The 26354-nt window shown below is 37.7% G+C and carries 23 protein-coding genes; 10 read left to right on the top strand and 13 right to left on the bottom strand.

Annotated features, from left to right (window positions below):
• Positions 1-46 precede the first annotated feature (46 nt).
• The 9 genes from BI291_RS10475 to BI291_RS10435 form a co-directional block, all read right to left on the bottom strand.
• Complete coding sequence (locus BI291_RS10475) at positions 47-1885, bottom strand: ATP-binding protein (RefSeq protein ID WP_074498715.1); 1839 nt, start codon at positions 1883-1885, stop codon at positions 47-49.
• Between the two features lie 2 nt (positions 1886-1887).
• Positions 1888-3060: an SIR2 family protein gene (locus tag BI291_RS10470; RefSeq protein ID WP_074498714.1), complete on the bottom strand. Its 1173-nt coding sequence runs from the start codon at positions 3058-3060 to the stop codon at positions 1888-1890.
• A 481-nt stretch (positions 3061-3541) separates the two neighbouring features.
• A complete protein-coding gene (locus BI291_RS18500) occupies positions 3542-3796 on the bottom strand; it encodes an antitoxin Xre/MbcA/ParS toxin-binding domain-containing protein (RefSeq protein WP_074498713.1) in 255 nt (84 codons plus the stop codon).
• Between the two features lie 310 nt (positions 3797-4106).
• Complete coding sequence (locus tag BI291_RS10460) at positions 4107-4418, bottom strand: hypothetical protein (RefSeq protein WP_074498712.1); 312 nt, start codon at positions 4416-4418, stop codon at positions 4107-4109.
• A gap of 81 nt (positions 4419-4499) precedes the next feature.
• Positions 4500-4826: a peptide chain release factor-like protein gene (locus BI291_RS10455; RefSeq protein WP_074498711.1), complete on the bottom strand. Its 327-nt coding sequence runs from the start codon at positions 4824-4826 to the stop codon at positions 4500-4502.
• Positions 4827-5415: 589 nt separating this feature from the next.
• The gene (locus BI291_RS10450; protein ID WP_074498710.1) at positions 5416-8616 is read right to left on the bottom strand and encodes an efflux RND transporter permease subunit; all 3201 of its coding nucleotides are present in this window, start codon (positions 8614-8616) and stop codon (positions 5416-5418) included.
• Positions 8617-8627: 11 nt separating this feature from the next.
• A complete protein-coding gene (locus BI291_RS10445; RefSeq protein ID WP_074498709.1) occupies positions 8628-9944 on the bottom strand; it encodes an efflux RND transporter periplasmic adaptor subunit in 1317 nt (438 codons plus the stop codon).
• Between the two features lie 63 nt (positions 9945-10007).
• Positions 10008-11225, bottom strand: coding sequence for a TolC family protein (locus BI291_RS10440; RefSeq protein ID WP_074498708.1), 1218 nt, complete (start codon positions 11223-11225; stop codon positions 10008-10010).
• Between the two features lie 83 nt (positions 11226-11308).
• Positions 11309-11668, bottom strand: a complete 360-nt coding sequence (locus BI291_RS10435; protein WP_254849561.1) for a hypothetical protein — start codon at positions 11666-11668, stop codon at positions 11309-11311.
• Positions 11669-11825: 157 nt separating this feature from the next.
• Here BI291_RS10435 and BI291_RS10430 point away from each other — a divergent pair, with 157 nt between their 5' ends.
• The 4 genes from BI291_RS10430 (at position 11826) to BI291_RS10410 (ending at position 18575) form a co-directional block, all read left to right on the top strand.
• Entirely contained in the window at positions 11826-12725 is a 900-nt protein-coding gene (locus tag BI291_RS10430; protein WP_074498707.1) for a cation transporter, read from the top strand.
• 450 nt (positions 12726-13175) lie between these two features.
• On the top strand, positions 13176-14468 hold the full coding sequence (locus tag BI291_RS10420) for a TolC family protein (protein ID WP_074498705.1): 1293 nt from the start codon (positions 13176-13178) through the stop codon (positions 14466-14468).
• A 71-nt stretch (positions 14469-14539) separates the two neighbouring features.
• Positions 14540-15436: an efflux RND transporter periplasmic adaptor subunit gene (locus tag BI291_RS10415; protein WP_074498704.1), complete on the top strand. Its 897-nt coding sequence runs from the start codon at positions 14540-14542 to the stop codon at positions 15434-15436.
• 10 nt (positions 15437-15446) lie between these two features.
• On the top strand, positions 15447-18575 hold the full coding sequence (locus BI291_RS10410; protein WP_074498703.1) for an efflux RND transporter permease subunit: 3129 nt from the start codon (positions 15447-15449) through the stop codon (positions 18573-18575).
• A gap of 71 nt (positions 18576-18646) precedes the next feature.
• Here the strand turns inward: BI291_RS10410 and BI291_RS10405 are convergent, their stop codons facing one another.
• Both BI291_RS10405 and BI291_RS10400 read right to left on the bottom strand, forming a co-directional pair.
• The gene (locus BI291_RS10405) at positions 18647-19534 is read right to left on the bottom strand and encodes a cation diffusion facilitator family transporter (protein ID WP_074498702.1); all 888 of its coding nucleotides are present in this window, start codon (positions 19532-19534) and stop codon (positions 18647-18649) included.
• A complete protein-coding gene (locus BI291_RS10400) occupies positions 19521-20252 on the bottom strand; it encodes a transglutaminase family protein (protein ID WP_074498701.1) in 732 nt (243 codons plus the stop codon). The genes BI291_RS10405 and BI291_RS10400 overlap by 14 nt, the downstream gene beginning before the upstream one ends.
• A gap of 77 nt (positions 20253-20329) precedes the next feature.
• Here BI291_RS10400 and cadR point away from each other — a divergent pair, with 77 nt between their 5' ends.
• The 4 genes from cadR (at position 20330) to BI291_RS18565 (ending at position 21793) form a co-directional block, all read left to right on the top strand.
• Positions 20330-20719 (top strand): Cd(II)/Pb(II)-responsive transcriptional regulator, encoded by a 390-nt coding sequence (cadR, locus tag BI291_RS10395; protein WP_074498700.1) that lies wholly within the window; start codon positions 20330-20332, stop codon positions 20717-20719.
• Between the two features lie 42 nt (positions 20720-20761).
• Complete coding sequence (locus BI291_RS10390; protein ID WP_074498699.1) at positions 20762-21139, top strand: MerR family transcriptional regulator; 378 nt, start codon at positions 20762-20764, stop codon at positions 21137-21139.
• A 61-nt stretch (positions 21140-21200) separates the two neighbouring features.
• Positions 21201-21590 (top strand): organomercurial transporter MerC, encoded by a 390-nt coding sequence (gene merC / locus BI291_RS10385; protein WP_074498698.1) that lies wholly within the window; start codon positions 21201-21203, stop codon positions 21588-21590.
• On the top strand, positions 21578-21793 hold the full coding sequence (locus tag BI291_RS18565; protein ID WP_074498697.1) for a GDCCVxC domain-containing (seleno)protein: 216 nt from the start codon (positions 21578-21580) through the stop codon (positions 21791-21793). The genes merC and BI291_RS18565 overlap by 13 nt, the downstream gene beginning before the upstream one ends.
• Positions 21794-21841: 48 nt before the next feature.
• On the opposite strand, the gene BI291_RS10375 is transcribed toward BI291_RS18565, so the two are convergent.
• Together BI291_RS10375 and BI291_RS10370 are read right to left on the bottom strand one after the other, a co-directional pair.
• Complete coding sequence (locus BI291_RS10375; RefSeq protein ID WP_074498696.1) at positions 21842-22378, bottom strand: manganese efflux pump MntP family protein; 537 nt, start codon at positions 22376-22378, stop codon at positions 21842-21844.
• Between the two features lie 359 nt (positions 22379-22737).
• Positions 22738-23052 (bottom strand): helix-turn-helix domain-containing protein, encoded by a 315-nt coding sequence (locus tag BI291_RS10370; protein WP_368482968.1) that lies wholly within the window; start codon positions 23050-23052, stop codon positions 22738-22740.
• 77 nt (positions 23053-23129) lie between these two features.
• Between BI291_RS10370 and BI291_RS10365 the strand changes: the two genes are divergently transcribed.
• Together BI291_RS10365 and BI291_RS10360 are read left to right on the top strand one after the other, a co-directional pair.
• Complete coding sequence (locus BI291_RS10365) at positions 23130-23783, top strand: hypothetical protein (RefSeq protein ID WP_074498694.1); 654 nt, start codon at positions 23130-23132, stop codon at positions 23781-23783.
• A 570-nt stretch (positions 23784-24353) separates the two neighbouring features.
• The gene (locus BI291_RS10360) at positions 24354-26051 is read left to right on the top strand and encodes a M20/M25/M40 family metallo-hydrolase (RefSeq protein ID WP_074498693.1); all 1698 of its coding nucleotides are present in this window, start codon (positions 24354-24356) and stop codon (positions 26049-26051) included.
• The last annotated feature ends 303 nt before the right edge of the window (positions 26052-26354 follow it).

The following is a 26354-nucleotide window of genomic DNA, read 5'->3' as shown; positions in this document are numbered from 1 at the left end:
AGTTGATTAGGTCAGCAATTTTTAAAGCCTTGTGAATTAGCTAGAGTTAGTCGACACACATTCGCTGAGATATAGTTTCGAGTTTTTCCAAGTTTAAACGTTCACTCGCCCAACCTTGAGCAAATGGGATTGTATTAGATTTAGGCAATTGATCACTTTTCAAGTCTCTTATTCTAATTCGAGAAGGTAATGCAGCTCCTTCACCGACAAAAATAGCTTCTTGTTGAGATAAAATAGGTAAGGCCCCAACCATGCCAGATAGACCATCAGGCAAAAAGCGAGCGACATGTTGTTGATCAGCTGAGTTTGTAAGTCTTAATACAACCCATGTACCACATTGAGATATGACCGTACTATCTACATCTGCTGGTCGTTGACTAACAAGCATCAGGCCTATTCCGTATTTACGACCTTCCCTTGCAATGCGTCTAATTGCGCCCTGTGCAGCAGCGTATTGAGCTTCTCCATGATCTGGAACATATCTATGGGCTTCTTCACAAACTAAGAGAATTGGATCTTTTTCTTTTTCTTCTTGAGTCTGGAATATTTTATACTGAAAGAGCAGTCTGGCGATTAGAGCTGTCAGTGGACCTGCGACTTCGTTTGGCAGGCCTGAAATATCAATAATTCTGATATCTTTACCTTCCTGACTAGGAGCCCCTATAAATTGATTCAGGACTTGATGTAGCTTGATTTCATCTTCATTATCGAGCCAACACTTCATCATAAATGAAAGCCGAGTATCTCTTCGAAGAACCTTGAGCTTATCGAGTATGGATGGTACGGGAGATTTTGCTAGATCAGTATTTGACAAGCTCACATGACCAGCATTAGTTTTTCTCCCACCCTGTATATATTTAATATGACTTTCAAATTCTTCCAAACAGAATGGTCTAGGTTTATCACGGTCGAATTCCAGAATATCTGACGTATCTTTGCCATCACAAAGGTTTGGTTCATCAAAACTTTCTAAATGATCTAATTCATTTGTCCCAAACTCTCTTGGACAAGGCTTTACAATATTAGCTGCAACCATTCTTGCATGTGCAAGTGCTTTCTGGACTGCGTTATTCTGGCTAGTAGCACTTCTTTCTGTCTTACCGATAATCAGATTAGTAAACTCATCGCTAGACATTAACCAATATGGAAGCTTGATTTCATCTTGTCCATCATCACCTGTTGCTATGTCATATGCACGATATTGGACCGCTCTAGTCTTAAAGGCTGAGCCGTACTCTCCGTGAGGATCAATGACCACTATCTGAGGTGACAACTCTTTATCGTTATTTTTATGGGAAAGTACACTATGAATAATTGCAGCAACTGTACCAGATTTACCTGATCCAGTTGAACCAAGAACAGCACAGTGCATACCAAACATTTTATTAATGTTAGTTCGACAGGCTGTAGATTCAGAAGCACTATAAACAGCAAAAGGAACTAATGGATCTACTTCATCATTTCTTGTACCTTCAGCTGAGCGATAGACAAAAGAAATTTCTTCGTTGGTTAGAAGGAATACGCCTTGTTGAGGTAAAGGGTAAGTTTTAATTCCGCGTTTAAAAGCCAAAGTTGATTTTGTATTATTCCAGCTTCCTTCAGCCAGCAGTTGGACTTCCATTACACGTTGATCAGAATCAGGAGTTACAGGCATTCCAGCTTCAATTAACTCTTCTGAACGCATTCTTAGCATTGTCACCAAGCCAAAAATTATTTTACGACCATAGTGAATTTTAACCATGCTACCTATTTGACCAATCGGGTAAACACGGCCATTAAAAGTTCTTGTTAATTCTGATATTTTATCGGAAATCTCAACTTTTATGTTGGTTCCAGATACCTCGACAACTTGACCTATTTTTAGTTCTTCAGATGGTGTAAACATAATTAAACCTCGCATCCATTCTTTAATACTGATGTTACACCGTTGAATGTCCACCAATAATCATCTTCGCCTTTCCTTTTAAATGGGCCTTCTTTTCCAATATACAGGCCATGTATGGAGGCAATAATTACGCTTGAGCCAAAACTACCATTACGCCACTTTTCTAGACATGGAGGAATTGCATCCTTACACTCCAAGAAAGCAAGCAATACAGTTTTATTCTCTTCTTTTGATAAAGCAAACTCTATTTCGTTGTTGATGTGATCATCGCCAAAACTATAGCCGCACACAGCTAAAATATTACTATTGGAGGAATTTAGCGATTTTCTGAATAAATCAAATTGCGTAGAAAAGGGATCTTGTTGAGTCGCAATATATTTTGTAGCTTGTGGGTAAATTAAAACTCGCCGTTCTGCCTTTGGATAGAGGTCGTTATCTCTCACTCGCCATACATACCCTTTGTCACAAAGAAACCAATCTATCGAACCATGCATTTTAATTAAGTTCGCACGCTGTCCATTTGCTGGTGTGGGTTCTCCATATTTTTGTATACGATGCGCTACAGCTCCTCCTGCAAAACCATCCCAATATGGAACCCTATTAAGTGCTAGTGAATCTTCCAAAAGAGTGTCGTAGTTAGTTGTGAATATGTTTACTGCTTTTCTTCGTTCAAAAACACCAGCGGAGGCGTGGTTAAATAGAGTATCAATAAATTCTATATGTGCATTGATGTCAACGATTGGCTTAGATAAAGAACCTTCTTCAACTGTATTTCCATCCTTGTCCTCAACATACCCACACCGGATCACATTTGAGATAGATTCAAGAATTGTATTATGTGCTTCTTCTAGGGTTAATAACTCAACTTCGCTGCCATTAATTACCGTTTTATTATCTTTGTTTCTTTCAGCTAGTGCAGCATAGTCACCAAGGTGGCTAAGGACGTGTTCTATATGGCAGTTGTTAGGCAACTCTTGAAAGAGCGGAGTGATTACTTCGTCAAATAATTTCTTGTGACTACTTTCGACATCTTTTTTAACCTTATTGGTCAAAGGGTACATTAAAGGTAATTTAGCATCGAAGCTAATCCCTGCACCTAGAAGCCAGCTTTGTTCACTACACTTTAGGTGCTCCTCAATTTGCAGGAACAACTCATTATCAATCAAATCATCCATTTCTTTTTTCCTTTAATAGAGCTGTAAGAAAGATGGCAAATAACGCGTAATAATAGTTTTTATAGGTAGTTCACGCTTAACCAAATGACCCATAATTAACTTCGGTTTCATCGCTAACTTTATTTAATTATTTTAGTAAGTTATCAGCCGACAAAAACATATTCAATGAATTAATAGTGATACTTTGATCTTGTTTGGTTTTTTCGAGAGTCAAATATTAATAGTAATCAGGTATGCCTCGAATATAGAGTTTTAAACCATTCATATAGAGTAAACAGTTTTGTTTACCGCAATGTTTGCAGAGCGACAGCGGTTCGAAATAGACTTTATTTTTTGGACAGCCTTAAAGCCAAATGATTAAGCAAGCTCTCGCTGGAAGTACTGATAGTTATTATTTGCAGCATGAAACAACACTTCGGCTGTTTTGCTGCGTTGTATATTAGCAGTACATAGAAAGAGGATATTCATTTGCATTTACCTTTTATGAAAAATCCCCTGTCCTCATGCGAACCAGCATGGCCTTCACTGCATCAACATCAATAGTTAGCATCTCAAACGGTGACTTTCCTTGTAAAAAAGGTTTAGGTTTAGTCAGCCATTCCTGGCATATCCGATCATCAAATTTAAATTGTTTCATCAATTCCTGATAAATTCCAAAATGCTCAGTTTTTAAAAATTCTAGCTCAGGTGAATAAGTAAGTTTTTCTACAGAAAATTTGGAGTTTTGATTAGGCATAAATTTGAGATTTAAGTAATGATGACCTTAATCAACACTAAAGCATAAAATCTATTTGCTGTCTAACCCATACTTGAACTTACTATTTTTTCAGTTTAGTTTATAGTCGGCCTAGTATTGGTAATTAACTTATAAAACGTCTGCTCTGATATGATAGCTGACCTCACTAATTAGCTTAACCCCTCAAGAATACACATTTTAAACAATTTCACCTTTAAATAGTTCGTAGCGATTGATTGTTAATATTAACGGCATACAGCTTTTTGTGTGTTGTTGATGTGACCATGTCACACCTAAATATCAATACGATTTAATTGCCTATATTTCTTTGAAAAATTCCTGATATGGTGTGGTCGATACTTAAAATTGAACCCTTTTCATTAGAAAATTCAACATCTATATTGATGGCTTTAAATATTGCCGCAATGTCGTGTGGATATAGCCCGATTTTCTTTGGATTTTGACTAATCACATGGGCAGATGAACCATAAATAAGGTTAGAATATTTCTTGCCAATTTTTATTGCATTTTCAGCAGAAAATTCATTATCTATTGCTGATTTAATATCTGAGCTTAAAATATAGTGAGGTGTGTTTGTTGTGTTTACTTTAATTTTAATCATTATGAACCCGCTTATTAAAATCCCCAGTTTTAAATATATAAAGTATATCTAGAACTTTCTTTTTACCATCGACTTTAGCGATTAAAGATAAAGGGGTTGAACTTTCCAAAGGTTTTTTGGGTTAGTTAACCAGCTGATAGCCTTTGCCTCTATTTTAAATACATTAAGAAGCTCATCATGCAAATTTTGATTTTTTTCTAATGTATTATTTACTTGTTTGCATATTTCTCTTTCTAGTTTATCAATAGTAATGATTTTGTTTCTATGTTGTGTTTTTTCAGTTAATGACTCGACTCTGATATTCGTTGGTATGTGTTTGATTTTTAAACCCACTTCAGCACTTCCAGTTTTTGATTCATTGGCCGGGCAAATCATTATTTCAATTTCATTTTCCTTTAAATCAATCATGGCTCTTCTTTTAAATTTTTTATATGGATAAATTTATTGTTTGTAGTATTTATTATAGTCAAAAGCAGTAAATTAATACTATGTTGGTATTAAGTAACATACATAATTAGTGAATATAAAATGATTAAACGAGCAAGTTTAAGTAACAGCAATAACCCTTTGGAGGGTTTCGATAAATTATGGGGGGACGCTCTTAAAGGCTCTATTTTGTTAAAAAACAAGCTCAGAACAAAGGTATTGTGCTTACAACATGTGGATCGCCACAAAGAATGATACATACGACACCAGATAAGAAAATTTATCTTAATTAGTTACGTTTTAAGATCGTCCTTAATCTTTGAAATAAATCCCTCATATGATCACTTATACACCAAACCAATCATTTTTTAGTGAAATAAAAAACCTCAGATTGGGCTGCTTAGATACGAAAGCGGAAGTTAGCTTTGGCCTGTCTAAGGACAAATGTTGCGACAAAGCAGTCATGACTATTAGTTATATTGTTAAATATAATCTTTGTTCTAGCGCATATGCACACGACTAATCCCACGCTAAACGTGACTTTAGCGTGGGGTTAGAGGTCTCAGTTATTTTATCTGGATAGCTCTTCTATTTTTTTCCTTGAAAACCAGCCATATAAAACAGGTAATACGAACAGTGTTAACAGCGTGGCCGTTACCAAGCCACCTACAATAACACTGGCAAGTGGACGTTGTATTTCTGCACCTACACCATTCGACATTAGCATTGGGATTAAGCCTAATGCAGATGTTATAGCAGTCATTAGTACAGGTCTTAATCTTGAAGTAGCACCTTCAAAAACGGCTTTAGATGCGTCAAGTCCGTCTTTAATACGTTGGTTGATACTTTCTACCATAACGACCCCATTCAATACCGCTACACCAAATAAGGTAATAAAGCCAACGGAGCTTGGTACGGATAGATATTGTCCTGATATGTACAAAGAAAATACGCCACCAATAACGGCAAGTGGCACATTAACTAAAATCAGCATAGCTTGACCAACAGAGCTAAAAGCAAAGTAAAGTAACAATGCAATTAGCGCTAAAGATAAAGGTACAACGATAGCTAGTCTTTTTTGAGCACGCTGTTGGCTTTCGAATTGTCCACCTATTGCTACCGAGTAGCCTGAAGGTAGGTCAACTTTCTCAGCAATAACTTTTCTGATGTCGGCTACTACACTACCCATATCTCTATTCTGAACGTTTGCTTGAATAACGACACGCCTTTGAACATCATCGCGCCTTACTTGAGGAGGACCTGATTCAAATGAAACAGTTGCAACATCACCTAAGCGTACCCAGGCGCCTGTTGGTGACTGAATTCGAATATCTGAAATAGCTTCCTTATTTTGTCGGTACTCTTCTTCAATACGCACGTAAATATCATAACGTTCATTGCCTTTGATGATTTGTCCAGCTTCAACCCCTCCAATACCATCTCGCACAACTTCCATTATATCAACAACTGAAAGTCCAAAGCGCGATAGCTCTTGCCTATTAGGTTTTACGACAAGTTGCGCTTCACCTGCAATTTGCTCAAGAGCAACATCTCTTGCACCATCAACACTCTTTATAGCCGCTTCGATCTCTTGTCCTTTAGCTGCTAAAACGTCTAACTCAGGGCCAAATAACTTTATCGCCAACTGAGCTTTTACGCCAGATAGTAACTCATCAACACGAGTCGCAATAGGTTGAGAAAAGTTTAGTAGTAAGCCAGGAAACTCCTCTAAAGATCTCTCCATTTTCCCTTGAAGTTCATATCGATTAGATGCACTGGTCCACTCAGAAACAGGCTTCAACCCTATGTAAATTTCTATGTTATTCACAGGCTCTGGATCTCCACCTATTTCGGCTCGACCAATTCGGCTTAATGCATAGGTTACTTCAGGAAAAGCCATTAGTTTTTCTTCTAGAATTGGTGCCACAGTGAGCGCGGTATCTAAACTGGAAGAAGGTGCCAGCGTTGCTCTTAAGTTTATCGTCCCTTCTTCTAACTCAGGTACAAATTCAGTACCAATTAATGGAACTAATGCAAAGGCAGAGAAAACTAATATAAGTGCGGCTGAAATGACTAACTTGGTGCGTTTTAGTGCGAATGTAAGCCCTTTTCTGTAGAGTTTGTCTAATGGCCTAAGAACAAAGCTTTCCCTCTCTTTTACACCTGACTTAAATAAATAAGTTGCCAGTGCAGGTACGATAAACAACGCAACCACAATCGCAGATACAACGGCTAAGATGATGCTTATTGCCATAGGTTGGAATAACTTTGCTTCAACCCCTTCAAAGCTGAACAATGGCGCAAATACGACTAAAATAATCGAGGCAGCAAAAAAGACGGGACGAGCCACTTCTTTACCTGCATTTTGCAGACGTAATTTAATGCCGTGCTCATCGTGTTCTACATCGTGCGGATCTGCGTCAGAAGTTGGAACACGTTCCTTTACCGATTTCGAATGTGTCGCGTCAGGTCTATTTAAATGTTTAAACATATTTTCAACCATAACCACTGAGCCATCTACAAGCATACCAATAGCGACCGCTATGCCACCCAGTGACATAAGGTTTGCAGAAATGCCCCACCAAGCCATGATCATTAACGCGATACCAATAGAAATTGGAATAGATATTAATACCAAGAAGGTTGCACGTAAATTCATTAAAAATAGAGCCAATACAATACAGATGAAAATAAATGCTAGTAATAGTGCATCAACCACTGTATTTACCGCTTTTTCAATCAAATCAGCCTGATCATAAAAAGGCTCAAAGCGAACACCTTTTGGCAATGCTTGACTAATTAATGGAATTCTTGCATTGATACCATCAATGGTGGCTTTAGTATTTGAACCCATGCGTTTTAAGACAATGCCAGAGACAACTTCGCCTAAATTTTCGACTTTACCGTCTTCGGTTTTGCGCGTCATGGTGACAGCACCTTGACGAATTTCACTGCCCATTTCAACTTTAGCAATATCTGAAACCGTAACAACCGTACCATCGACTGTTTTAACGGGAACTTGTTTGATATTACTGATGCCAGCCTCACCACTCTCAAACCAGCCTGTGCCTCTAATCACAAGCTGCTCTTGCCCACGGTTCATGTACCATCCGCCAACATTCGCATTGTTGTTATCTAGGGCACCAACAACGTCTTCTTGCGTTAGTTCATATGCTAAGAGCTTAGATGGATCGACATTGACTTGGTATTGCCTAACATTACCACCAAAAGATAATACATCAGTGACTCCATCGACAGGCATAACGAGTAACTTAACAATCCAATCGTTAAGGCTTCGAAGCGCCATAGCATCATAACCTGCACCTTTATCTGAAATAAGAAGATACTGAAATACTTGGCCCAGCCCAGAGGTGTTTGGTCCCATTTCGGGTGTCCCAACACCTTCTGGTATCAGTTCTTTTGCGGCTTGAAGACGCTCAAATACGAGTTGTCTTGCAAAGTAAATGTCGGTGCCTTCTTTGAAAACAACCGTAACGCCAGACAAGCCTGTTTTAGAAATTGAGCGCACTTGTTCTACATCAGGTAGGGCATACATTACCGCTTCAATGGGGTACGTAATGAGTTGTTCAACTTCTTCAGCAGCCAGTCCTGGCGCTTCAGTATTTACAGCAACTTGAACATTAGTAACATCAGGAAAGGCATCCAAATTTAATTTTGGAATCACCATAACTGCACCAACCATAGTGGCAAACAGCGCAATCAAAATCAGGAGTCTATTATTAACAGACCAATCTATTATTTTATTAAACATAGTCTTGCTCCCTAGTGGTTGTGCGGATCAAATCCGCCTTTAGCGATTTCAGACGCAACAAAAAATGCGCCTTTAGTTACAATTCGCGTTCCACTATCAAGGCCAATGATTTCTCTAAAACCACCTAAGGCTCGGCCTAGTTCTATTTCTACAGCTTTAAATTCTCCAGGGTGGTCTTCGACAAATACTGTCCAATCACCATCTGCGCTGCGGATCAATGCTTCTTCTGGCACAGCCATCACTTTCTGCTTTGTGGCAAACTGAAAGTAAACTTTTACAAACATGCCTGAATGAAGATTATCATCCGAATTATCTACTCCTAACCTAATAATTCGAGTACGAGTAATAGGGTCAATTGTATGGGCTTCTTGGATAACTTTGGCATTGTAACTCTGGCCTTCTAATTTAAGTACCGCAGGAGAATCAATTGATAAATTCAGCTTTTTATTTGGAGAAACTTTTGCTTCAACCCATAGTTGTTTTTCATCTGCTAACAACATTACTGAATCACCAGCATCAACACGTTGCCCTTGGATAAAATCGTCTTGAAGTACAACCCCTTCACGCTGAGCAATTAATGTATATTGCCCAAACGCTTTTATGTCTTTGTTAGAAATGCCATCTATTGCTTTTTCAGTTAACCCTAAAGCAATAAGCTTCCCGTAACTCGCATTGTATGTAGTCTCTGCTTGTAATAATCTACTTTCACTCACCGTCTTGTTACCCAGCTTTTTCACACGTTGCCATTCGGTTGAAGCGATTAAATAGTCAGCCTGTGCTTGTGCCATTGCTTCACTAAATAATGTAACTAACTTCTGACCTATTTCTACATGCTCTCCAAGCGCTGCATGGCGACTAATAATGACTGACTCTGTACGTGGCGATACCACATAACTTTTATAGCCATTAGCTTTTATTTCGCCTGGTGCATATACGGTGCTAAATTGATATTCAGGCTTAACACTTTCCACTTTAATGTTAGCAAGCGACATCTTCTTTGGATCAATAGTGATACCTTCTTCATGCTCTTCATCTTTTCCTTCCTTATTTACTTTTTCGTGATCATGTTCGTCATGGTCATCTTTTTCTTCCCTATTTTCCTTTTCGTGATCATGCTCGTCATGGTCATCTTTTTCTTCTTTATGTCCTTTATCGTGACCATGTTCGCCATGATCATCTTTATGTTCTTTTACATCTTGCTTCGAAACTTTTGTGACAGAGCCAGTACCATCTGACGACTGTGCAAAAGCGTCATGATTTGTAGTAAACCCAACTAACAGGCTGCTAATTACTACGGCTAATAATTTTTTACTAAATATTGTATTCATTTTTTTAACCTATATTTTGATAAATTTAAGATTTCGTTTTTCGCTACTGAAAAAATAAAGCGTTCAAATCTCAAATTTTGATAACTGACCCATACTTAAAACGAAGGATATTTCTGCAAGCTTGAATTGATTTTCCAAACGTATTCCTGCATGAAGCCCTTCCGCGCGTTGATTTAATGCAAGTAGGTAGTCAGACGTATTAATGTCACCAGCTTCCCAGCGCTTATTTAATAAATTTGCACTGCTATCTAATCTGCCTTGTGTGAGTTTTCGCCATTGCTCATAGTATTTTTTACTGATATTAAGCGATTCATATTTAGCTTTTGCTTCAAAAGACTGCTTTCGATATACCGATCGAAAGTTAGCTTCTGCTGCAATGGCTTCTGAATAAGCGGCTTTAACCGTATCTGAATAGTTATTTCTGATGTTTAAAGGAATTGATAAAGTCACACCAACCAAGTCTTCATCTCCACTTTTCCCTGCGCTAACGCCAATGGTTGGATTAGCTTTAGATTCCATAGTGGTTAGCTGAGCCTTAGATTGTTGTCCCTTCCATTGCGCTCTAGCGAGTTTAACTTTTGGATGATCCTCAACCCACTGGGAGTTAAATGAATAGCTTGTTGCCCCAAAAGTAAATGAAAACAAATTTGTAGTATTAGGCGTCCAATCAGGCAATAACTCCTGAACCTTTACCTCTGCATTTTTCAATGCTATTTGCGACTCAGATATTTCACTGAAAATTTGGGACAAGTTTAAATAGACCAATTCAGCGTCAAGTGGCTCTAAAAGTCCGGCTTTTCGCTTATCTTCAACAATGCCAACGAGCGTTTGCAATTGCTCTTCTCTTTCTGAAAGTAACTGAGCAGCTTCTTTTGCTGCTTGCCAATTAACTAATGCAGTTAAAGCGTTAGCCTTTTTAGAATCGAGTAAAGATAACAATTGTTGCTGGTTTACATAGACATCAATTTCACCAATGCTTTTATTTGCTGATTGCTTATCCCAGAAATCAATTGTTTGGCTGATACCAATGGAGTAATTATCAAAATCACCTTCTTTTTCATAACTAGCTTCTAGCTCTGGGTTATAAACGGCTTGAGTTAAACCATTGGCTCTATGACTACTTGCATTGAGTAACTCTTTCGCTGCTATAACTTCGGGATCTTTATTTATTTGACTATCAAGCCATGAAATATTTTTCTCTTTGCCATAACTGGCAGCTGAAAAACTCACAACCATGCATAAAGACAGGACTAAACCTGTATTTTTTAAATATATATACATAAAAAATCTTAATTTTAAAATTAATAAACACGAACCCTTTATCCATTATTAAAGGATAAATAGGTCATTAAAAATTAATCTAATTAAGAAATAGGCGGACGAAGTATAGCTTCAAGAAAGGTACTTGTTTGATCAATTTGATAAGGCGTTTTATTGATAATATTTAGCTTACCATCGACATTGGAATTACTGACTAAAATCCAAGATAAGTGGCTGCCACTGCAATGACCACAGTGATGACAATCCTTTACATCGTGCTGTTCATCATCTGTATTATCATTTAAGGCATTTCGATCATCTGCATGATCATGTTGAGTTTGAAGGTGCTCTATATCTATTTGGTGATTCTCAGATGTTGAAGATGCAACAGCAGTTAACGATTGTAAAACAATCGAAAAGACTAAGAGCATTTTTAGTACAACATTAAGGTTCAAAGTTATCACCAGTTAAATATAGTATTTAAAATACTAGCAGAAACTATTTTCTTAAACTAGCTTTTCAATTCAGTTTCCACGCTTTTACATTAAATAATTTTTATATTTGACTCTATAGCCACTATAGATTTTATACTTATTTTAATATTATTACGGAATGTTAAATATGTCAGAAAAATGTAGTGGTCAGTGTCAATCATCTTCTACCAATGAAGATGTAAAAATTGATGCGCAATTAGATAACTATAGTGGCGGGTTTGTCAGTACATATAAAGTGCCTCAAATGGACTGTCCTTCAGAAGAAAGGTTGATCAGGTTAGCACTAGATGGTGTGGAACCTTCTGTTGGCTTGCAATTTGATATTCCTAATCGCTTAGTGAAAGTTTTTCATGATGAAAATTTAGATGAAATAACAAAAAAGTTACAACAACTTAAACTCGGTGCAGAGTTAGCATCAACTAAAGAAAGTTGCAGCACAGAAGCTGCAAAAGCAAAAGATCTAGCCCAAAAAAATGAGATGAAAGAAGCATCAACACTAAAATGGTTGTTGGCTATTAACGGAGTCATGTTTTTTGTAGAGATAATTGCCGGGATTATTGCGCAGTCTGCTGGCCTTATTGCCGACTCATTAGATATGTTTGCTGATGCTGCGGTGTATGGTTTAGCTATTTATGCCGTAGGTAAAAGTATCAGCATGAAACTTAGAGCGGCACATATATCTGGTGTACTTCAAATTATTCTAGCGCTAGGTGCTTTGAGTGAAGTCGTAAGACGCTTTATTTATGGTAGTGAGCCTATGTCATCTTTAATGATGATATTTGGTGGAATAGCACTAATCGCTAACATTGCTTGTCTGTTTTTAATATTTGGCAACAAAGAAGACGGCGCTCATATGAAAGCGAGCTGGATTTTTTCCGCAAATGACGTTATCGCAAACGTTGGCGTAATCTTAGCTGGTTTATTAGTTACAGTAACAAGCAGCCGTTATCCAGATTTAGTGATTGGTTTGATAATTGCCCTTGTCGTTTTAAACGGTGCTCGCCGCATCTTACAGCTAAAGTATTAAGCAGAGAAATGAAAATAGTGCACTCCTCGTATATAAAATCAAATATATCATACGTGATAATGATTTTAATCGCGGTGCAGTCTGTATTTTTTTCGCTAGAAGAACTTGAAATAAACTTAAACGAGAGTTCTTTTAACACATCACTAACTGAGTCAATTACCCCATTAAAAGCTTCAGAAACCTCCAATGTATTTGAAGTAAATAATAGCTACACTTCAATTGATGATTGTAATTTTTGTTGCTGTTGTCACCTATTTTTAAATGCAGATTCTTCTTGTAATGTTTTACAAGCAATAGATCAATTTCCCACCTACGCCTTAGTTTCTCCTGAGCTAAAAGGCTATATGTCGGTGCCATTTCGTCCCCCTAAACACGCCTAATTTTATATCAAATTTAAAGAGGTCAACATTATTGGCCTAAATAACAATATAAATTTATAGGAAAGTATACATGGCACTTAATACCTGTGCGCATCGCAAGATAGTAATTTTGAGGTGTGTAACACCTCGGCTTAAATATATCGCGTTTCTCGCTTTGTCACTTTTTACATTTAATGTTTATGCCTTTGAAAAGCAGTTAAATCTTCAAGAGGCAATTCAGCAGACGCTTAAACACAACCCTGAACTCAAAATATTTAATTTCAAACAAACCGCATTAACAGGACGAGAACAAACAGCAAGTTTAAATCCCTCTTATGAACTAGAACTTGAAGCCGAGAACTTTGCAGGCTCAGGTGAATTCTCTGCATTCGACAGCGCAGAATTAACCATCGCTCTATCTTCGGTTATTGAAATGGGGGATAAACGCTCAGCGCGAATTGGGCTTGTTTCAAATTCAAGAGCACTACTCACTGCTGAAAAAGAGGTAATAGCGCTAAACTTGATGGCTCAAGTCACTGAGAAGTACGTAGAAGTACTTGCTGCCCAACAAAGAGTGATATTGGCAGATAATGCATTGAAGTTAGCACAAGAAACGTTAGAGATTGTATCTCAGCGTAACCGCGCAGGTGCTACCCCTGAGGCTGAAGTGAAACGTTCAAAAGCAGTTATTGCTCAGGCAAATTTAACCGTTCAATCTGAACGAAAGCGTTTGGAATATTTAAAACTTTCTTTAGCAGCTTTCTGGGGAGAAAACTCTGTAACTTTCTCTGAAGTACAAGGTGATCTTTTTCAGTTTGGCAATGATAGTGACTTTAACACTCTCTTTGCGAAGTTAGAAAAAAATCCAGCAATTCAAATCTATGCAAGCGAACAGCGACTAAAAGAGGCTGAAATACGTTTAGCGAAAACAGAGGTCAATGCCAATATAAAATGGTCTGTTGGTGTTAGGCGTTCTCAAGAAGCCAATGATACTGCACTGGTCGCTGGCTTTAGCTTACCTTTGTTTGCTGAAAAGCGAAATTCTGGTGCAATCGCTAGTGCGCTAGCAGAGCGTGACCAAGTTGCCATAGAGAAAGAGGCGACTAAGTTGAGGTTTAGAAATCACTTACTACGAGCATACTCCAATAGAAAACAAGCCATATTAACAGTTAATTCATTAAAGCAGTCGGTTATCCCAATGCTTGAAGATGCACTGGAAGATACTCAAGACGCCTATCAAAAAGGTCGATATGGATATCTTGATTATGTATCGGCTAGACAAGAGCTGTTAAATGCTCGGCGAACCCTCATTGATGCGGCATCTGCTGCCCTAATTTATGGCGCAGAGATAGAAAAACTAACAAACGAAGCGCTGTCACTCTAAAAAAAGCATCACTTTAAGCTTAATAACAATTTATTGATTCAGTTATTAACTGAATCGTTTAGGAATTCAAAATGAAAAACTATTTACTCGCACTATTGATTTTTATTGGGTATTTGTCACCCATTCAAAGTGGTTTCGCTAGTGAAGATGAACATGAAGGCGAAGAAGGCATAAGCAAAATCGACAATAACATGGCAAAAAAGGTTGGTGTTGAAACAGCCTATTTAGCTTCAAAAACGTTGAACCAAACTATCCCTGTATACGGCGCTACGACGATAGGCGCTGAACAATTATTTCAAGTTGGCGCTAGATATAACGGCGTTATAAAGACAATAAACTCCACTGTTGGTGATAAGGTAAAAAAAGGCGATCTATTAGCCGTTATTGAATCTAATGAGAGCTTAAATACTTATAAAATAACATCGCCTGTTTCTGGGACTGTTTTACAGCGAAATGGAAATATTGGCGGTATCACGCAAAACACCAGCTTGTTTGAAATCGTAAATTTTGACACCTTGTGGGCTGAATTTAAGGTGTTTACCAGCCAATATAATCAAATCAAAGTCGGTCAGCATGTTGATATTGAGCATGGTGAACACGCATTCAACTCCGTTATCACTAATATTATTCCAGCTAAAGATCAACCTTATGTATTAGCGCGGGTACGTTTAAACAATGCTGAGTTAAGCCTAACGTCAGGTCAATTATTAAAAGGCAACGTTAAAATAAATCAATTTGAGGTGGATTTAGCCGTTGAGAAAGTTGCTATACAAGAACTAGGTGGACAATTAGGTGTATTTGTTAAAGAAGGTGAAGAGTACGAATTTGCGCCGCTTGTATTAGGGCGTTCAGATAAGAACTATATAGAGGTCATTGATGGCCTCAGTAAAGGCGCTGAATATGTGAGCAAAAACAGTTATCTGATCAAAGCAGATATTTTGAAATCTGAAGTAGAAGACGACGATTAGGAGACGCAATATGATTGAATCAATTTTGCGTCTAGCAATAAATAGACGCTATTTAATACTAAGTCTGCTGATGGTAATCATCGGCATTGGCATGTGGAGTTATCAAAAACTTCCTATTGATGCTGTTCCAGATATAACAAACGTGCAGGTACAAATAAATACCTCTGCCCCCGGTTATTCACCTTTAGAAGCAGAGCAAAGGGTAACCTTTCCTGTAGAAACCGCCTTAGCTGGATTGCCAAGGCTGTCTCACACCCGCTCCCTGTCAAGATATGGATTATCTCAAGTAACCGTTATCTTTGAAGAGGGAACCGATATTTATTTTGCTCGCAACTTAATCAATGCAAGATTAGCTGCGATAAAAGGCGTTATTCCCTCTGGCTTAGAGCCAGAAATGGGTCCTATTTCCACAGGGCTTGGCGAAATATTTATGTATACCGTACAAGCTTCTCCTGACGCTAAAATGCCTAATGGAGAGCCTTACACCGCTATTGCCCTGAGGGAAATTCAAGACTGGATCATTAAACCGCAATTGGCTCAAGTTAAAGGCGTCATTGAGGTCAACAGTATCGGCGGCTACAACAAGCAATATCATATAACACCGAAACCTGAAAAATTACTTTTTCATCAGGTAAGCTTTGAAGAAATATCTGATGCATTACGTAAAAACAATGACAACCGTGGCGCAGGTTATATCGAACAAAACGGACAGCAAGTGTTAGTGCGCTCCATTGGGCAACTTGCGACAATAGATGAGATCCTCAATGTCATCATCAAAAAGAACGATGGTATTCCTGTAAAAATAAGTGATGTTGCCAATGTTGCTATTGGCAAAGAACTTAGAACAGGGGCTGCTACTCGTAATGGCATTGAGACAGTGCTTGGTACAACCATGATGCTGATTGGTGAGAATTCTCGTACTGTTGCCTTAGCAGTGGAACAGAAGCTCAGCGAAATACAAAAATCTCTGCCAAAGGGCATTACCGCAGAGCCTGTTTACGACAGAACAACGTTAGTAGATAAAGCGATTACAACCGTTACCAAAAACCTCGTTGAAGGTGCGCTATTAGTTATCGTTGTACTTTTCTTATTGCTTGGAAATTTACGCGCTGCATTAATAACCGCCGCTGTAATACCACTATCAATGTTAATGACAATCACAGGTATGGTACAAGCGGGAGTATCTGCCAACTTAATGAGTCTCGGCGCATTGGACTTTGGTTTGATAGTGGACGGGGCTGTCATCATCGTTGAAAACTCTGTTCGTCGGTTAGCAGAGGCGCAACACAACGGCCATAGGCAAGACTTAAGGGAGCGACTAAATACTGTTTTTGAAGCCACTTCAGAAGTCATACGCCCAAGCCTGTTTGGTGTAGCTATTATCACAGTTGTTTACATACCTATTTTTACTTTAACTGGTGTTGAAGGGAAAATGTTCCACCCTATGGCGGCAACAGTCGTTATGGCGTTAATATCGGCCATGATCCTTTCAGTTACACTGGTTCCTGCTGCTGTTGCGATATTTATGAAAGGTAAAATCAGCGAAAAAGAAAGTGTAGTTATTCGTTCAACCAAGTCTATTTATGAACCATTGTTAAAAATGGCGATGAAATTTCGTTGGATTATTGTTTCATTTTCAACGCTGTTAATGGGGTATAGCCTTTGGTTAGCAACTACGCTTGGGACAGAATTTGTTCCACAATTAAATGAAGGTGATATTGCACTACAGGCATTAAGAATTCCATCGACTGGCCTAGAGCAATCAGTAGAAATGCAAGAAGTACTTGAGCAACGTATTAAAGCGTTTCCTGAAGTTGATAAAGTATTCTCGCGCATCGGCACACCAGAAGTAGCAACTGATCCAATGCCACCGAGTATTGCTGATATCTTTGTTATTTTAAAACCACGTAAAGATTGGGCCGAACCTTCAAAGCCAAAGAGTGAATTAGTTGAAGAAATGGAAGAGGTACTGAAAAACATTCCGGGCAACAACTATGAATTCACTCAGCCTATTCAAATGCGTTTCAACGAATTGATTTCTGGTGTTAGAGCTGACGTGGGTATCAAAGTATTTGGTGATGATTTGGATCGGTTATTACTTACCGCAAAAGATATTCTAAATATTGTGAAAACCGTGGACGGTGCTGCTGATGCCCGAATGGAACAGGTCACAGGTGTTCCATCTTTATCAGTAATTCCTAAACGAGAAGCGCTTGGTAGGTATGGATTGAACGTTACCGAATTGCAAGACTGGGTTGCTACTGCGATTGGCGGTGAATCAGCGGGGATCATTTATGAAGGTGACAGACGATTTGAGTTAGTTGTTCGCCTACCAGAGCAAACAAGAACAGATATCGATGGCTTGAAGCACCTGCCGCTTCCACTTGAGGGCGGTAACTATGTGCCACTTGAAGAAGTTGCAGAGCTTAAATCAGAGTCTTTACCTGCTCAAATTAGCCGTGAGAACGGAAAAAGAAGAGTTGTGGTTACCGTCAATGTTCGTGGCAGAGATTTAGGCGGCTTTGTAAAAGAAGTGAAAGCTAAAATTAATCAGGAAGGAGAAGTCCCAGCAGGATACTGGCTTGATTATGGTGGAACGTTTGAACAACTAGAGTCAGCAAGTAAGCGATTAAGCCTAGTTGTACCGATAACATTGGTTGTTATCTTAGGTATTTTGATTATAGCATTTGGTTCATTAAAAGATGCATTAATCATTTTCAGTGGCGTACCGTTAGCATTAACTGGGGGCGTATTTTCACTTTATTTAAGAGACATGCCCTTATCAATTTCGGCAGGTGTCGGCTTCATAGCATTGTCAGGTGTCGCCGTATTAAATGGCTTGGTTATGTTGGCTTTTATTCGAGATCTTTGGCATGAAAAAGGCGACCTTTACGTAGCAATCATTGAAGGTGCCATCATTCGTTTAAGACCTATTTTAATGACGGCACTGGTTGCTAGTTTAGGTTTTATTCCAATGGCGTTAAACACTGGAATTGGTGCAGAAGTACAAAGACCACTAGCAACAGTTGTTATTGGCGGTATTGTATCTTCTACAATTTTAACTTTGTTTGTATTGCCTATTTTATATCAATGGGCGCATGGCTCTGAGAGTAGCAAACAGCAGTCCGACGAAATTTAAAAACAATAAAGCAGCTTAATTTATGTTTAAGCTGCTTTTATATTTAATCTTTTTATTTTAATTTTTAAAGTTTAATTCGTATCATCTCGGCAACTTTCATTTAGAAACTCAAACTCTATCGTCGTATGCGATAAATGATAGGAAGCTAATTTAGTTGCAACTTCTTGTTTAAGTCTAATTAGGTCTTCAACTTCAAAGTTGTCTCTAAGCTCAAGATGCGCTGTTAAAACGTGACTTTCACCATCTAGTGACCAAAAGTGCATGTGGTGGATACCATTAACTTCTGGAAATTCCAGTAATGATTGTTTAATTCGTTCTTGGGTCTCTCTATCTGGTGCCGCTTGAAGAAAAAGCACCAACGTTGATTTCAAGTTTCTAAAAACGTTAAATAAGATAAATAGCGTGAAGCCAATTGATAATAAAGGGTCTAAAATTGGCAGTTCAACAAAAAGAAGTACGACAGAAACAATAAGAACAGCAACCCAGCCAAGTACATCTTCAAGTAGATGCCATGTCAGTACTTTTTCATTTAATGTTTCACCCGCTTTTAATTTGAAAACTGCATATCCATTCACGGCAACACCGAGTATGGCAAGTCCCAGCATCCCCTCAACTACAGGCATTTCAGGATTGGACAACCTTGGAATGGCTTCAAATAAAACCCAAATAGAACCAATAATCAAAACAATACTATTTACCAATGCACCAAAAAGTGTAAGACGGCGATAACCATAGCTGAATTTGTCTGATGCTTCTTTATCTGAAAAACGACTTAAAATCCATGCAAAGCCGATAGACAGGCTATCACCTAAATCATGTACAGCATCTGCCATTATCGCGGTACTGTTGGTAAGCCATCCACCAATAAACTCGATAATAGTAAATGTCACATTCAGAAAAAATGCCCAACCAATACGATCGCCTTTACCATGCTGATGACTGTGACTATGGTTGTGCATTTTGTACCTCTAGTACTTTTTTATTTCTTAGTCTTGATACATTCATATTAATCAAGTGACGTATCACGCGTTGATATATCCAACGTTTTACTCCCGACAAATTAGTACCCTTTTCAAGATAAAACTCATCAGGGGAATCATAAAGCCCAAAGTCGTCATGAATACCTTCTTTTTGAATATAGGTATCCTCTCCACGCCAATCCGTACCGGGTGAAGATAAGCACTTTGTTGCAACACCATAACCACAAAACTCACCTTTTGCTTGGTCAAATTTTTGCTGTAGTGAGCTTAAGTATTGCTCATCCAATATAAAGCCCTCTAAGTTTATCCAGCGTCCATCGAAATAAACTTCCACCCAACTATGGATGATGTATTTAGGCGCTAACCAAAACACATAGGTTGGAATAGCACCTTTTTGTAATTGCTGATCAATAGTAAAACCGTGAAAACGACATTGAATGCCTAACCCTCGCAACAATGCCATCAGCAAGTTGCCTTTGGTATTACATTGTCCGTAACCATCGGATAAAACACTGCTTGCTGAAATATCATCACTCTCATTGTAACCAAATAATATTTCATCTTTAACGAATTGGTAGGCTGCACCAATTTTGTTGAAGTTATCCAAGTTTTTCCACCCTCGTTGATTAATGAGAGATTGGATATTCTTATGTTCAAAATTAACAATTGTCGTATTATTTAAATATTTTTTTGTCATTTTATTCTCCATTCAACTTGTATACTAACACTATAGAATCTATAGTAACTATAGAGTCAATAGCGTTAAGGAATTTTATGAAAATAGGTGAGTTCTCAAAAAAATCAGGCTGTTCAATACAGACAATTAGATATTATGAAAGAGAAGGATTGCTATTAAATCCAAACCGTTCAGAAGGTAATTTCAGGCTGTATGATAGTAAAGCACTAAAACAATTGGAATTCGTAAAACATTGTCGCAGCCTAGATATATCACTCAATGATATTAAACGTCTTATCGAACTAAAAAATACCCCCGAAGAAAGCTGCTCTAGCGTTAACGCATTAATTGATCAGCAACTTGCACTAGTGAATAAACGCATGAAAGAATTAAGGGCGCTTAAAGCTGAATTACAACAGATGGCAAGTGCTTGTGGGTCAGATAATACAATTGAAGCCTGCGGGATCATTAAAACATTGGATAGTTAAACTAAATATAACTTTAGATTATTAGTATTCACAAAGGCAATAATGAAAACCATTGGCAAATTAGCACAATCATTAAATTTAAATGTAGAAACCATTCGTTTTTATGAACGAGAAGGGCTGATTACACAACCTGAAAAACCAATATCTGGTTATAGACAATATGACGAAACAATAGCAGGACAACTTAGGTTTATCACAAAAGCCAAAGCGCTCGGCTTTACGTTAAGAGAAATAAAATCGCTAATGTCTATGGACAGCAACTGCGCTCAAGTTGAGCTATTAAGCCGACAAAAGTTAGCAATCATTCGAGACAAAATTAATGACCTTCAACGTTTAGAGAAAGTAATTGTGGATATGACAAATACCTGTATGCAAAACGAAGATCCAACACATTGCCCCATAATTGATTCATTAAAATGATTGACTCCGTACTTATATACGGAGTTTAAAGTGCTGGTAATATCAACCAATAGACTTTCAAATGATAAATAAAATTTTAGATAAAGTTGGCTCAGGCGGGGTTTGGCTTGCAGCACTTAGTTGTACAGGGTGTTTCCCTGCACTCGGTTCATTAGCATCAGCGTTGGGGTTAGGTTTTCTTTCTCACTTTGAGGGATTAGCTGTAAATACGCTTTTACCTATTTTTGCATCGTTGGCACTATTGGTAAACTTATACAACTGGCACAAAAATAAAAGCCATACTAGAGCTGTCTTCAGCATTTTAGGGTCTGTAGTAGTGCTATTAACGCTTTATCCTCTTTGGCAATATGATTGGAGCACATACCTCTTTTACTTTGGTATTTGTTTAATGGTCGTTATGTCTGTGTTAGATATCGTCAAACCTGTAAGGGAACAAACATGCAAAATATAGAGCTTAAATCGACTATTACATGTCCTGAATGTGGGCATAGTAAAATAGAAGAAATGCCGACAAACGCTTGTCAGTGGTATTATGAATGTGAATCGTGCAAAGTTTTGTTAAAGCCTTTAAAGGGTGACTGCTGTGTTTATTGTTCGTTCGGAACAGTTAAGTGTCCTCCTATTCAGGAAGGGCAAAATTGCTGCTCTGGCTAATAAATCATTAAAATCTTAATGTTTAGTGCTAAATTACAACCGTTAAGATTACAGCAACACTTTAAAACCAATAAGAATTAGCACAATGCCACCTAATAGCTCAGCCTTACTTTCAAGTAAAGTTCCGCTTTTAGCACCTATTTTCACACCCAGCCAACTAAAAGCAGCTGTGGTCACACCGATAGTCAAACAAGCTATTAGTACATTTACGTCCATTAAAGTGATTGCATAACCTGCGGCCATAGCATCAATGCTCGTTGCAATAGCTAAAGTCAGTAAAACGCGGTGAGTGACTTGAGATATGTCTTCTTCAATACCTTCAGCAAATGATTCATAAATCATTTTTCCCCCGATGAAGATCAACAAAGCAAATGCTATCCAAGGCGCATAATCGTTTACCCATGATGATATCCCTTTGCCACTAAAATAACCGAATAGCGGCATTACTCCTTGAAAAAAGCCAAAGTAGAAAGCAGCCTTAAAAGCTAGTTTATTTAAACTAGTTGCCTGTTTAGAGCCTAAGCCGATCGACACAGCAAAGGCATCCATACTTAAGGCAATAGCAAGAATTAACACTTCAAACAATCAACTTTCCTCAAGGTTTTATCAAAAAAATTCAGAAAGTCTAACCCACTAAATACAACGATATCAAACCAATAATGAAATGCTCTGGTTACTCTTTGTCTAGTATTGTACCTAAACAATTTTCATTGAGAATTGTTTAGGTACATTAGAATAAACTTTTCGTTGAATAATGTTAATCTCATAAATTGGCTATGAGTGATTGTTTATAACTCAAAAGCTAATGTCTGCTATTGGCTAAGAAATGACATTTACATATTGTTTTTCTATGCCCTAAGAGTTGCTAGCTGACTAATTCGAACAATTTTATAGAATAGTGTCAATGCTCGTAGTTGGCAATAGGAGTAACTTTAAGGTTTTGATTAAGCTCTAGAAATAAAACTTAATTCTTTTAATTTGCTTAGCCCAACAGAAGTATCAAGTTTTAGAGCTTCGCAATATTGTACGTACTCAAATACATTTAGTTTTCTTTCACAGGTTTCTATTCTTACCACAAACTGGTGAGGCTCACCTAATAATTCACCAAGATCACGTACAGTTAATCCCTGCTCTTTACGAGCAGCTTTTAGCCAATCTATCAAGGCTTTATAACGAGAATCGTTTATATGCTTAATCATGGCATCAACTCTATTGTAGAACCCTCTTGGCAACAAAATAGCACCAAGGTATGATGACACTTTGGTGCTATTTTGTTGCCATACTATATTAAAAATTAATAGCTAATGTCATTAGGTATCAGACGGCTGAGGTATACATGAATCAAGAAAAAAAAGAGATGTTCAAAGAGTTCAAGCATATGCTAGGTTCAGGGGCTCTTCGTATTTTACTTAATATTAAAATTGGAGAACCGGCCTTGAACGGCTTAGCAGAGCAACTTCACCGTGATAATGCGCGGTTTCATAACAACGATATTAATATTGCTAAGTGCTATAAATTTTTAAAGTATCAATTAAATAAATTTGGCTTAGCAGGCATTCAACAAATAGATAAAGATGAAATAGACTTAACACGCCTTTTCAGGTTTAAATTTGACTTTAAAGTTGAGGACAGTGAAGTAAATTTTTTAATCCCTGAAGCATGGGCAATATTACGTTTGCCTAATACAGAAGATCAAAGAATCATTAGATATAGAATATTTATGAATTGCACACATAAGGACGTAGATTCAGTCAAATTATCTGAAACAATAATGAGTTTGCATCATATTGCTCAAAGCCAAGATAAGTTTGAATGGGTTGCCCCATCTGGAATTAAATTCGTTCTATATAAGGAGAGAATGTTGGGCTTTAGTGAATATGCAACGGATCACCTAGAACGAAATTATGTTCAACCTTATCTTCAGTGGACAAAAGGGCAGAACACACGCCCTAAAATTTTAACGTTACCTGAAATAATAAGTAGAGTATAATTATTAAAATTAGTAACTAGCGTTCTTTATCAACTTTAGTAGAACATCTAGATAGGTATTTTTGCTAAATGTGAGAATAATCATGCCTAACCTCTCAAAATTCTCATGTTTTTAATTAAAAATAATGAGAATATGATAGATTAGCTACATGTACCGTTATTTATGGTTATTCACAATTTTCACAGTTCAGGAAGTGTAACGGTGTTATATGACGATTACGATGTAGAAGTAGAATATCGACGTTAGATATATCTATTGGCGTTAATATAAAGCGGACTTATGCTTAATGCCGATCAGTTAAACATATGTTTGCTTGATCGATCGAACATGCAAAATCCGTAATCAGGTAACTGATTACGGATTTTTTGTGGACATTGAACAAGCACTGCATACCTATCTAACCTGAGCTCGGGTTATTTACTTTTTTGATAGGTTTACCTTGTATTCAAAATAAAGGAAAACGTTGAACATCTCAGATAATTGTTAACTAAACGCATATCTGCTGTATCACCTAGGGATTCAGAGTAATGTGATCTTTGATAATAAAAATTAAATAATCAAAGGATTAACATGAAGAAAATAGCGTTGTCAGCTTTTTGTGCTGTTAATATGTTTAGCTTGTCTACTGTTGCTAATGATGACTTAGATATTGCGAACCAAATTCGTGCAGAAGGTTTTTATAACTCAGAAGTAATGCATACATTACAGTATTTGACCGATAATATAGGCCCTCGTTTGTCGGGCTCTCCTCAGATGAAAGCTGCTAACGATTGGACGTTAGAACAGCTAGAGCGTTGGGGATTAAAAAATGCTTATCTTGACCCGTTTGAATTTGGAAGAGGTTGGACGCATACATCAGCTTCAATAGATTTAGTATCTCCACGGAAAGTTTCATTTCATGGTATTCCGGTAGCGTGGACGCCGGGAACAAAAGGTGAAGTTATCGCAGAAGTTATCATGTTTGACGCCACTTCGATTGCTGATCTTAAAAAGTTTAAAGGTAAACTTCGCGGTAAAATACTGATGATGGGAGAAGGTCGTACTATAGGTGAACCTAAAAACACGGTTTTCAAGCGACATAAGTCTTCAGATTTAGGTAAACTAAAAGACTTTCCTGTAGATCGGCCTGCAAGTCATCGTTCTGATCGAGCACCACATAATCAAGAGCGTTATAAACAGCGTTATTTATTCAATAAGGAGTTGAATACCTTTCTAAAAGAAGAAGGTGCCGTAGGTGCAGTTTATCGAAGCTGGCGACAAGGTGGATTAGTTGGTATTTGGGGGAAATCTCATAAAGTTGGCAATACGTTTCCTATTCCTGCGATGGTTATCGAAGCAGAGCAATATAATTTGATTACTCGCTTAATGGATGACGGTGATACCCCTAAAATTACACTAAATGTAGATGCTAAATTCTATGATAATGATACGAATGCCTACAATACTATTGCTGAAATTCCGGGCACTTCTGATGATCCAAAAATTATCATGTTAGGTGGTCATTTAGATTCATGGCATGCAAGCGATGGCGCTGTTGATAATGGTGCTGGTGTTGCTGTAGCAATGGAAGCTGTTCGTATATTAAAAGCGCTTGATATTAAACCAAAGCATACGATTAGAATAGCTTTATGGTCAGGTGAAGAGCAAGGATTGTATGGCTCAAGAGCTTATGTTCAAGAACATTTTGCAACACGTCCTAAGCCGAAAGATAAAGTTGAAGCTGAGTTACCGCCATATTTGTGGAAAACTCCAGGCTGGCCTATTCAACCTAAAGAAGCCTATGATGACTTTTCCGTGTATTTTAACATGGATAACGGCAGTGGTAGGTTTCGTGGTATTTATACTGAGGGTAATGTTGCTGTAAAACCAATTTTTAGTCGTTGGTTTTCGCCGTATTCTGATTTAAGTACAGGAACCATAACAAATCGCTCCACTGGTGGCACAGATCACGAATCTTTTGATGATGTTGGGTTGCCAGGTTTTCAATTTATTCAAGATCCGTTAGATTATTCATCGCGACTACATCATACTCATATTGATTCTTTTGATCATGTAATTGAAGATGATATGAAACAAGCATCGGTGATAATGGCAGCATTTATTTATAAGGCTGCAATGCGTGATGAAGTACTACCACGTAAACCAATACCTGTTAAACCATCTATGCTTAAGTTGCAAAAAATGAAACAGAAAAGCGAAAAAGAGCGTAGAAAAAGAGAACGAAACGCATTAAGGGATATAGAGACACATAAATTGATTGAAAAATAGATATCGTCGAATGATACAGCACCTAAGATGGTAACTCCGTTTTAGGTGCTGTTTATCCAAGTTAAGTTGTTCTGAACAGAGAAGGGGATATTTAATACCAATTCGCATAAAGATTAATTCAGTTCAGAGCGATGTCAGAGGTGGGAGAATAAGCGAAACGTGTGCAGGTATAGTTGTTCTACATCAAACAGGTTTTGCGCAATTATCGTGCCTCTAACACGCTCCCAAAGGGCGAGTTTAAACGCTTCATAGCCTGTGTTGTTGATTTTAACAAGGACGCTACAAGGATGTAGCTTATTAGAG

The organism is Thalassotalea sp. PP2-459, assembly GCF_001913705.1.
In the GTDB taxonomy this organism is placed as follows: domain Bacteria; phylum Pseudomonadota; class Gammaproteobacteria; order Enterobacterales; family Alteromonadaceae; genus Thalassotalea_C; species Thalassotalea_C hakodatensis.
This window is presented reverse-complemented; position numbering and strand designations above follow the sequence as displayed.